Below are 9,408 nucleotides of genomic sequence, written 5' to 3'. Positions count from 1 at the left end.
AAGGAAGAAGTAGCATTCAAGCCGACTGATTCCGATCAAACAGAAGAGCCCTCACCGAAATTACCGAAAGAAGAACCACTGCTCTTATTTAAGCCCGAGGAAAAGAAAAAAGCATTTGATATAGAAGCGGTATCCTCCTTCGCCGTGAAAGAGGAAGTCACTGTCATGTCAGTAGAGCCTCCGTATGAAGAAGAAGCTTCTGTTTTATTAAGGGAAGAGTCTGATCTCGAGTTGGTCATGGAGGAAAAGCCAGCCCCTCCGGAAAATCCGGATGGAAAGCTGCCAGCGGAAAAAAACTTTTCCCGAGCGGAAGAAAGAAGCCGCAAAAGAAGGCAAACACCGTTCAATGTTATTATGTCAAAGCAGGATCGTGAATTATGGAAAAAACGCGTAGAAGAGCCACAGGTGTTGGTTGAGAAACCCGTAGAAGAGCCAGCTGATGACTTTGATAACTCTGTTCAGCCTTATGAAAAGGAACCAGAAGGCACCCTGCTGCCGTCTGTCGCTGTGGAGGAAAGTGTAGAAGGGGCTATGGACAATGAGGAACCTGATTATTACGTCTTTCCTTATGAAACGTATTTATCCCCGCCTATTATAAAAGAAGTAAGCGGAGATTTCGTAGAGAGTCAAAGTGAAGTTCTAAATGAAACATTTAAAAACTTCAATGTAAAAGCTTCAGTAGTCAACGTGACTGTCGGTCCTTCTGTTACGAGGTTTGAAGTCGAGCCGGAGCGGGGCGTAAAGGTAAGTAAAATTACCAATTTAACAGATGATATTAAACGGAGCCTTGCTGCACGTAACATCCGAATTGAGGCACCTATTCCGGGGACACAGGTAATTGGAATTGAAGTGCCGAATAAGGAAAGTCGTCCAGTTCAAATTAGCGAAATTATTTCCAGTCCGGCGTTTAAAGAGAGTTCTTCTCCACTCACTTCAGCTCTTGGTCTTGATATTTCCGGGGAACCGGTCGTGTTGGACTTGAAAAAAATGCCCCACGGTTTAATTGCCGGAGCGACGGGATCGGGGAAAAGTGTCTGTATCAACTCGATTCTTGTCAGCCTTTTATACAAAGCAGCTCCGCACGAACTTAAGTTAATGCTTATTGATCCAAAGATGGTAGAATTGGCCCCTTATAATGGCATTCCTCACTTAGTGAGCCCTGTCATTACCGATGTAAAAGCAGCTACGGCTGCTTTGAAATGGGCAGTGGAGGAAATGGAACGGCGGTATGAATTGTTTGTTCATTCGGGTGTCCGTGACATTACCAAATATAATGAGAAAGCAGCAGAGCATGGCAGGAAAAGTGAACATTTGCCGTATATCGTTATTATTATTGACGAGTTAGCTGATTTGATGATGATGTCACCAGCAGATGTAGAGGAAGCCATTTGCCGGATTGCTCAGAAAGCCCGGGCGTGCGGCATTCATTTAATTGTAGCGACGCAGCGTCCTTCCGTTGATGTTATTACCGGATTGATCAAAGCGAATATTCCAACAAGGATTGCTTTTTCTGTGTCCTCTCAAGTAGATTCGCGTACAATTATCGACGCAGGCGGTGCAGAAAAACTGCTTGGCCGCGGTGATATGCTTTTCTTAAATAATGGGGCATCGGAGACGGTTCGCTTACAGGGAACGTTTGTATCCGACGATGAAATTGATACGATTGTGGCGCACGTACAAAAGGAACAGGAACCCAATTATTTGTTTGAGCAAGAAGAGCTTTTGCAGAAAGCGGCCATTTCAGAAACAGAGGATGAACTTTTTCCGGAAGCATGCGAGTTTGTTGTTCAACAAGGAGGAGCTTCAACTTCGCTTCTGCAAAGACATTTCAAAATTGGCTATAATCGGGCTGCTCGGTTGATTGAGATGATGGAAACCCAAGGGTTTGTTTCCGGGCAGCGGGCCGGAAGACCACGGGAAGTTCTTTTAACAGAAGAAGAGTTGCAGGCTCTTCATGAGTCGAACGCCAACTGATTTTTTCCTTGAAAGGTAATTTGTGGAGGGTCGCTATCAAGGCGTCCTCCTTTTTTAATTAGAGAACAAAACGCTGCATAGTCATCCGCCCAAAAAAGTGTTATAATGTTTCAATGTAAAATGCTAACTGTCCGTCGTCTATAAAAGGGCAAAATGGCTTAAAATACATATAATGCTTACGGATAGACGAATGCTGGAGGTTCTATTATGACAACATACCACTTTGTTGGAATTAAAGGCTCGGGAATGAGCGCCCTTGCACAAGTACTTCACGACCGAGGTGAAACCGTGCAAGGTTCTGATGTTGATAAATCCTTTTTTACTCAAAAAGCACTGGAGGATGCAGGCATTCCCATCCTGTCCTTTCGGGCTGATAATATTCAGCCTGGCATGACTGTGATTGCAGGAAATGCATTTCCTGATGAACATGAGGAAATTCAACGGGCGAATGAATTGCAAATACCTGTTATTCGTTATCATCGCTTTCTCGGAGATTTTATGCAAAGCTTTACGAGTATAGCGGTAACGGGTGCCCATGGAAAAACATCGACAACCGGTTTACTTGCCCATGTGATTAGCGGGGCAAAGCCGACTTCTTTTCTTATTGGAGATGGCACAGGGAAAGGGGAGAAGGATGCGGAATACTTCGCGTTTGAGGCGTGTGAATATCGACGCCATTTCTTGTCCTATGATCCTGATTATGCCATTATGACGAACATTGATTTCGATCATCCAGATTACTTTGCTGATGTGGAAGATGTTTTTTCTGCCTTTCAAGAAATGGCCTTAAAAGTGAAAAAAGGAATTTTTGCATGTGGGGATGATGAATACCTGCAAGGCATCCATGCAAAAGTACCGGTTGTTTTTTACGGTTTTGCAGAAGAAAATGATTTTCAGGCGCGCAATGTTCAACATGATTCAAGCGGAACGACATTTGATGTTTTTGTGCGTCACACGTTTTACGCTTCATTTAAAATTCCAACATTCGGGGATCATAATATCTTAAATGCGCTTGCTGTTATTGCGCTTTGTCATTATGAGGCCATCGATACGGAGATTGTAAAAGAAAGACTGCTCACATTCGAAGGTGTGAAGCGGCGTTTTTCTGAGAAAGTCATTGGGACACAAGTGCTAATTGATGACTATGCACATCACCCGACGGAGATAAAGGCAACTATTAATGCTGCACGTCAGAAATATCAGGATAGAGAAATTGTCGTGATTTTTCAACCGCATACTTTCTCAAGAACACAAACCTTTCTCGATGACTTTGCGGAAAGTCTCAGCGGAGCCGATGGAGTATATTTGTGTGATATTTTCGGATCTGCCCGTGAACATCATGGCCAGTTGACGATCGAAGATCTGCAAGAAAGAATTCCGGGCTCCGTTTTGATGAAGGAAGGAGATACTTCTTCTTTATTCAAACATAAGGATAGTGTGCTAATTTTTATGGGAGCCGGAGATATTCAGAAGTTTCAGTCTGCGTATGAAAATTACTTGAATGAACAATAATGAGAAGGTGGCAGCTGTCATTTTCTCTTCGGCTGCCGGGGGAATCCTCCGGCAGTTTTCTTTTCAGGCAGCTGTGGCTAAACAGTGAACATTTCATGCTTTTTTAATAAATAAGAAGGGAAAATAAGCATTTAGGAGAAATTATCAGTGTTTAACCTTTTATTTGTGGGGTAACTTTAGTGTATAGTATATAAGAAATTGCAGGAGGTGTTGCGGAATGGAAATTATTTTGTATTTGAGTGCTGCAGTGGCAGCGATTGCTTTTTTAATCCTTGTTTTGAGTTTAACCAAAACATTAAAATCGGTTGACAAAACATTGGACAGTCTTTCCCGAACAGTAGATAGGTTGGAAGGACAAATGCAGGGGATTACAGCCGAAACAACAGAACTACTACATAAGACTAATGCCCTTGCTGAAGACGTTCAGCATAAGACAGAACAGCTGAATACAGTAGTATACGCTGTTAAAGATGTAGGTTCGACTGTGCAAAACCTGAACCAGTCTATCAATAAAGTCACTACAACGGTTGCCTCACAAATGGAGAAAAACCAATATAAGATTTCTCAAGCAGTACAGTGGGGAAATATTGTCAAACAACTCGTTGAAAAGTTTAAAGACGGAAAAGAAGAGCGACCGCGCAAGGTGAATGCTGGAGAGCTATCTACGTCAGACTCTGCTTCATCTGTAACTCGTCAGCCTAATTATTAAAGAAAAGGAGAGATTTATATGGGACAAATGAAAAAGCCGAACGTAAAGTATGATAATTATGAGGCAGGAAACAGCTACGATGATGGTACAATGAATACAAAAGATTTTTTAATTGGTGCATTAGTCGGCGGGCTAGTTGGTGCTGCTACTGCTTTATTTATGGCTCCGAAATCCGGAAAAGAACTGCGTGAAGACTTTAACTCACAAGCAGGAACATTGAAGGAACGGGCTAGCGGCTGGACGGAAATGGCAAAAGAAAAAGGAACGAACCTTGCTACTGCTGCTAAAGATAAAACGTCTACATTGTCTCAATCTGTCCAAGAACAATCCGGTGTATTAATGGATAAAGTAAAAACCATCATGCCAACAGGCAATGGTTCCGATTCAGGCAACGGCAGTACAGGTGACATGATGGATAAAGCGAAAGAAACGGCGAGCTCTGTCAAAGAATCTGTCTCCCAAAAGTTGGAGGAAACGAAAAAGGCGTTTGATCAAACAGAGAAAAGCCTAAGTGGAACCAATGGATCATCTTCTAAATCTCAATCTAACTCAGCAAACGCATCTAACAGCTCTTCAGAACCGGAGAAGTCTTCTCCATCTGTTTATGCGAATCCAACCGATGTAGGAGTGGATGAGAAAGCACAGGGGGGCGGTCATAATGCGCCTAATAACTCTGTTAAAAACAACAATAATTTTTCAAATAAGGGTAACTCGAACAGCGGCAAGCAAAACAATAAGAAAAATAACAAATAAAACAGCGGCTTGCCCGCTGTTTTTCTTTTGGATAACGAAATCTATACATTTTTAAAATAGAAGGGTGACAATTGTGAAAAAAATTGAGTTGATTGCTGATTTTGAAAAGTTGATTGAGGAAAATGAACGTTTCTTTTTCTTTAAGCACAGTACCACCTGTCCGGTGAGTGCAGGTGCCTTCAATGAGTACCAAGCTTTTTTAAATGAACACCCTGAAGAAAAAGGGTACTATTTGGCTGTTCAAGATTCAAGAGAGCTATCTAACTACATAGCGGGAGAATATGATGTTGTTCATCAATCTCCGCAAGCGTTCTTATTTGAAAATGGGCAGCCTTCCTGGCATGAGTCTCATTGGAAAATCACACATGCACAGTTAGAAGAAGTAAGCTCTAAAAAGTGAAAGAAAGATAGAATGGTTAAAAAGGTATGAAAATACTTTTTTAGCTATTTTATTCGCTTTTTTACTTTAACGCTTAAAAGCGTCTAATAATTAAAGAAAATTATTCGTGACATTTCAGAATGTTTGTTTTATAATAATCCCTAACATTAAAAACATTATCTCAATTGCTTATGCTCTTTCAGCCGGCGAAAGAAAAGCATTTGGAAAAGTGCAACAGCAGATTACGAAAAGAATGCAGATAAATATATTAAAGCGGAAGGATGATAATTGTGAGTAACCAGGAACTAGATCAGTTGAGACAACGTGTTGACGAGATAAATGTGGAGCTCCTGAACCTTATTAGCGAGCGAGCTACACTTGTTCAGGAAATCGGGCGAGTGAAAGAAAAGCAGGGCGTTAACCGTTATGATCCTGTCCGCGAAAGAGCGATGCTGAATAAGATTATTGAAAGTAATAGTGGACCATTTGAAACTTCAACGATTGAACATTTGTTCAAAGAAATTTTTAAAGCAGGATTGGAATTGCAGCAAGATGACCACCGCAAAGCGCTTCTTGTTTCCCGTAAGAAGAAGCCGGAAGACACAATTGTAGAGATTCGTGGAGAACAAGTAGGCAACGGCTCTCCTACATTTGTATTCGGTCCGTGTGCTGTAGAATCTTATGAACAAGTGGCAGAAGTGGCGCAGGCTATTAAGGATAAAGGATTGAAGCTCATTCGTGGTGGAGCATTCAAACCTCGTACTTCTCCTTATGACTTCCAAGGACTAGGCTTGGAAGGTTTGAAAATTTTAAAAAGAGTAGCGGATGAATACGATCTCGGAGTTGTCAGTGAGATTGTTAACCCAGCCGACATTGAAGTAGCTTGCGATTACATTGATGTCATTCAAATCGGTGCCCGCAATATGCAAAACTTTGAGTTGTTAAAAGCTGCTGGTAGTGTGAAAAAACCGGTATTGCTAAAACGCGGCCTTGCCGCTACAATTGAAGAATTTATTAATGCCGCTGAATACATCATTTCCCGTGGGAATGACCAGATTATACTTTGTGAACGAGGCATTCGGACATATGAGCGTGCTACACGCAATACCCTTGATATCTCAGCTGTACCGATCTTGAAACAGGAAACACATTTGCCTGTCTTCGTAGATGTTACTCATTCGACAGGACGTCGTGATTTATTAATTCCAACAGCAAAAGCAGCCCTTGCTATCGGAGCAGATGGAGTAATGGCCGAAGTGCATCCAGATCCGGCGGTAGCCCTTTCTGACTCTGCACAGCAAATGAATTTGCAACAATTTGATGAATTTTATCGTGAAGTTCTTCAAACTATTCCTGTAAAAGCGTAACTCCTGTGTATTCACAGGAGTTTTTTTTGTTAAGATAGAGATAAAAGCTAATACGAAGGAGAAGATATGAAAATGAATATAACGATCTACGATGTAGCACGAGAAGCGAGTGTTTCTATGGCTACGGTTTCCCGCGTAGTAAACGGAAATCCAAATGTGAAGCCAGCTACACGAAAAAAAGTATTGGAAGTAATTGAACGGCTTGGCTATCGCCCGAATGCTGTAGCTCGCGGATTGGCCAGCAAGAAAACAACAACAGTGGGTGTTATTATCCCGGATATTTCAAATATTTTTTATGCAGAGCTTGCAAGAGGAATTGAAGATATTGCCACAATGTATAAATATAATATTATCTTAAGTAATTCCGACCAAAACAAAGATAAGGAAATTCATTTAATTCATACAATGCTTGGTAAGCAGGTGGACGGGCTTGTATTTATGGGCGGCCGGATCACAGAGGAGCATGTAGAGGAGTTTAAGCGTTCTCCGGTTCCAGTCGTGCTTGCAGGTTCTTTAGAACCGACAGGGGAAATTCCATCTGTCAATATTGATTACCAAGAAGCAGCTGTAGATGTCATTCATTCGTTAACAGAAAAAGGTCATAAACATATCGCATTCATCGATGGTCCATTGGATGACACAATCAGCCAATATGTAATGCGCGGATATAAAGAGGGACTTGCTGCTGCAGGTCTACCGGTGGCTGATGAGTTAGTTATCGATGGGGATTATACTTATGAGGCTGGGATAGAAGCGTGGCATCGATTAGAAACAGCTTCTGTGAAGCCGACGGCTGTCTTTGCAAATGGAGACGAAATGGCTCTAGGTATCATTCATGGTGCACAAGATAGCGGCGTGAAGATTCCTGAAGAACTGGAAGTCATTAGTTTTGAAAGCACCAAACTGGCTTTAATGGTTCGGCCGCAACTGACGTCCGTAGTGCAGCCGCTATATGATATTGGAGCAGTTGCTATGAGGCTATTGACAAAGTATATGAATAAAGAAGAAGTGGAAAGTCCGATTGTCGTGTTGCCGCATCGTATTGAAGAAAGAGGGTCAACAAAGTAAAATTTCCTCCGATAGTAGAGATAGAGACTGTTTCTGAGACAGAAGAGAGGGAGGAAAGATGAAAAAATTCGATGCATTGACACCGATTGGCATTGTTGCGGGTTTTGTCCTGCTGGCTTTCGCCGTTTTGACGAGCGGTGGCGCGGAGGGGTTTGCTTCATTTATCCACTTGCCGTCTATTCTAATTGTCTTTGGGGGGATCACGGCGGGCTTGCTAATCAACTTTCCATTTAGCGAGATCAAGCATATCTTTACGATCATAAGACAGGCGTTTCGAGAAGAGGAAATGAATCTGGAAGCCCTCATTGAAAGATTCGTCGCATTATCTGAAAAAGCTAGGCGCGAGGGTTTGTTAACACTGGAAAAAGAGTTGGAACAGGAAAATGATAAGTTTCTTAAGAAAGGTATGCTGCTAGCGATTGATGGGATCGAACAGGATATGCTAGTGGATATTATGAGCGCTGAAATTACTGCTTTGGAGGAACGCCATAGAAAAAAGAGAAGCATCCTTGAAAAAGCAGGAGAATACGCACCAGCTTGGGGAATGATCGGAACGTTGGTCGGGCTTGTTCTCATGTTGAAAAATCTAGATGATCCCACTTCATTGGGGCCTAATATGGCAGTAGCTCTGTTAACCACATTCTATGGTTCCCTGCTTGCCAACCTTGTTTTCTTGCCGATGGCTGCAAAATTAGAGCTGAAAACAGAACAAGAGGTGTTTTTCCGGGAGATTGTTATTGAAGGCGTAGTAGGGGTTCAAACAGGGCAAAATCCAAAAATTCTTCGGGAAAAGCTGCTTGCTTTTTCATCTGACAGCAAAAGAAGTGTGACGGAGACGATCACTGCAAATGAGGCGGCGGAGTTATGATCAGCCGTCGCCGTCCTTCCCGCAAACCAGAGCAAAAAGGAGCACCAAAATGGATGGTGACGTTTTCTGATCTTGTTACGCTCGTTCTCGTATTCTTTATTTTGCTTTTTTCTATGTCGCAAATTGATATGATTAAGTTTAAAACAATCGCACAGTCATTTAATGCGCAGGGAATTTTCCAAACGAATGATTCCATTGTTCCTGGGGAATATCCTTCAGAAAAAATGAACAAGGAAGAAGCAGATCGGAATGAACAGTCACTTGATGAGCTTGCAAAGGAAGTTCAGAAGTACCTCAAGGAGAATGGGCTTGAAGACACGGCTGCAGCCATTAGAAATGAACGTGGTGTAGTGCTTGTTTTACAAGAACAGATCGTGTTTGGCACGGGAGATGCTGTTATTCTGCAAGAGGCTTATCCTTTTCTAGAAAAGACAGGGAAGCTGCTAAAAACCATTCCTAATCTTGTGAAAGTGGAAGGACATACGGATAATAGACCTATTAAAAATTCTATTTATCCATCTAACTGGGAGCTTTCCAGTGCGCGAGCAAGCAGTGTTATTCGCTTCTTTATAGATAACAGCGGTCTTGATCCTGAGCGGTTCATCGCCGTAGGTTACGGTGATACACGGCCGCTTGTGCCGAATATAAATGAAGGCAATATGCAAAAAAACCGTCGGGTGCAAATTGTGATTTCTGACCCGGCATACAAAGAATAAAAAAGCGGCCCGATGATGGGCCGCTTTTTTATTCTTTGGCTCCGTTAAAGATGAATGTTATT

At 42.1% G+C, this 9,408-nt stretch carries 9 protein-coding genes; all 9 read left to right on the top strand.

Annotation, left to right across the window (positions count from 1 at the left end):
• The first annotated feature begins 237 nt into the window (after window positions 1-237).
• The gene (locus tag ACH0BF_RS10405) at window positions 238-1,974 is read left to right on the top strand and encodes a DNA translocase FtsK (RefSeq protein WP_406909367.1); all 1,737 of its coding nucleotides are present in this window, start codon (window positions 238-240) and stop codon (window positions 1,972-1,974) included.
• Between the two features lie 207 nt (window positions 1,975-2,181).
• Window positions 2,182-3,486 carry a UDP-N-acetylmuramate--L-alanine ligase gene (gene murC / locus ACH0BF_RS10400; protein WP_340852837.1) on the top strand — a complete coding sequence of 435 codons (1,305 nt, stop codon included), beginning with the start codon at window positions 2,182-2,184 and terminating at the stop codon, window positions 3,484-3,486.
• Between the two features lie 217 nt (window positions 3,487-3,703).
• Window positions 3,704-4,195, top strand: a complete 492-nt coding sequence (locus tag ACH0BF_RS10395; RefSeq protein ID WP_340852838.1) for a DUF948 domain-containing protein — start codon at window positions 3,704-3,706, stop codon at window positions 4,193-4,195.
• An 18-nt stretch (window positions 4,196-4,213) separates the two neighbouring features.
• Window positions 4,214-4,948, top strand: a complete 735-nt coding sequence (locus ACH0BF_RS10390; RefSeq protein ID WP_259455591.1) for a YtxH domain-containing protein — start codon at window positions 4,214-4,216, stop codon at window positions 4,946-4,948.
• A 73-nt stretch (window positions 4,949-5,021) separates the two neighbouring features.
• Window positions 5,022-5,348 (top strand): bacillithiol system redox-active protein YtxJ, encoded by a 327-nt coding sequence (gene ytxJ, locus ACH0BF_RS10385; RefSeq protein ID WP_120033866.1) that lies wholly within the window; start codon window positions 5,022-5,024, stop codon window positions 5,346-5,348.
• 269 nt (window positions 5,349-5,617) lie between these two features.
• Entirely contained in the window at window positions 5,618-6,694 is a 1,077-nt protein-coding gene (locus ACH0BF_RS10380) for a bifunctional 3-deoxy-7-phosphoheptulonate synthase/chorismate mutase (protein ID WP_120033864.1), read from the top strand.
• A 72-nt stretch (window positions 6,695-6,766) separates the two neighbouring features.
• Entirely contained in the window at window positions 6,767-7,762 is a 996-nt protein-coding gene (gene ccpA / locus ACH0BF_RS10375; protein WP_120037862.1) for a catabolite control protein A, read from the top strand.
• A 58-nt stretch (window positions 7,763-7,820) separates the two neighbouring features.
• Window positions 7,821-8,630 (top strand): flagellar motor protein MotP, encoded by an 810-nt coding sequence (motP, locus tag ACH0BF_RS10370; RefSeq protein WP_406909349.1) that lies wholly within the window; start codon window positions 7,821-7,823, stop codon window positions 8,628-8,630.
• Window positions 8,627-9,346: a flagellar motor protein MotS gene (gene motS / locus ACH0BF_RS10365; protein ID WP_120033862.1), complete on the top strand. Its 720-nt coding sequence runs from the start codon at window positions 8,627-8,629 to the stop codon at window positions 9,344-9,346. Before motP ends, motS begins: the two co-directional genes overlap by 4 nt.
• Window positions 9,347-9,408: the final 62 nt, after the last annotated feature.

Origin of the sequence: Pseudobacillus sp. 179-B 2D1 NHS (assembly GCF_045370945.1) — a bacterium.
GTDB lineage: Bacteria > Bacillota > Bacilli > Bacillales > Domibacillaceae > Pseudobacillus.
The sequence above is the reverse complement of the archived record's forward strand: the minus strand, read 5'-3'. Positions and strand labels throughout refer to the sequence as shown.